Annotated in this window: 1 protein-coding gene and 1 pseudogene; both read left to right on the top strand. The window is 41.7% G+C overall.

The annotated features are described in order from the left end of the window. A pseudogene (locus BR06_RS20815) lies at window positions 1–144 on the top strand (L-threonine dehydrogenase); the annotation flags it as partial. Between the two features lie 732 nt (window positions 145–876). Continuing rightward, a partial coding sequence (locus BR06_RS0119075; protein WP_031485948.1) for an iron-containing alcohol dehydrogenase occupies window positions 877–1,247 on the top strand: 371 nt, incomplete at its 3' end.

The following is a 1,247-nucleotide window of genomic DNA, read 5'->3' on the forward strand; positions in this document are numbered from 1 at the left end:
CTCGGCGAACGTTACGGCAAGAAAGTATCTGAAAAAGATATCCCAACTATGACAGCTAACGCACAGAAAGATGCTTGTGGTCTTACTAACCCGCGCTGCATGACAGACGAAGCAGTTGCAGCTATCTACAAAGCAGCTCTTTAATCAAGTGAACTTCAGTAGATTCCGGCATCTGATGCCGGAATCTACTTCTCACTATATTCGGTCAGCGGACAGTTCGGGCTTATACAGATATGGATTTTGTTAAGGGCAACCCAGACTGTTCGAATAGCTTAAAAGCATGAGTTCGGGTGGAGCTGATCTTAATCGCTACAAGCTAGACTATATATTTCTGAGGAAGGGAGACTCACTTCTCCCTTCCTCTGATAATATCACTCAGTTCAATACATACTCAGAAGATAGATTCACTATCAAAGCGCCTCCCTTTCCATTTTATTCACATTACTTATAATATAGATGTACTTCATACTGCGATTTGTTGCGCGCAAAAATTATTTCTACCAATTTATGTTGCCTTCAGTCATTTCTCTTTTCTTTATCCGAACAACAACATCTCCCCCCCCATTAAAGTGGTAAATACTAGCACGTTAGAGCGACACACTGGCCCTTCACAATGCATCATAATGACACAGTCCTTGAAAAACCTATATTTTATCACACTCACAAGCTTTCAGCACGCACAATAAATAGTAAAATTTAGCAATAATCTTCATCCTCCAATAGAAATTGATCCATCAACACACACACCCTAACACCTTAAGCGTTTGAAATAACTGCAAATTAAACTTGGCCCCGTTTTTGCTAAGAGAGACTTATTAATAAGCACTCGACAAGCCCAACCTTCATTAACCCTTAGCTTTAAAAGGACGGTCCAACATGGCAGTACGTGAACAAGTAAACGGTTTCTTTATTCCTAGCGTTACACTTATCGGTATCGGCGCACACAAAGAAATTCCATCCCGCATTCGTGCTCTAGGAGGCAAGAAGCCTCTACTCGTTACAGACAAGGGAATTACTGCAATGGGCATGACCCAGCAGATTGTAGATATCTTGAAAGCTGACGGTATGGATTGTGTTGTTTATGATGAAACTATTCCTAACCCTACTGATAAAAACGTTGCTGACGGCGTAAAAGTATACAAAGACAACAGCTGTGATGCTCTTATCTCCCTCGGTGGCGGTAGCTCACATGACTGTGGTAAAGGTGTAGGACTTGTTGTAGCTAACGGTGGAACAATCCACGACTT

Origin of the sequence: Maridesulfovibrio frigidus DSM 17176, assembly GCF_000711735.1 — a bacterium.
Lineage (GTDB): Bacteria > Desulfobacterota > Desulfovibrionia > Desulfovibrionales > Desulfovibrionaceae > Maridesulfovibrio > Maridesulfovibrio frigidus.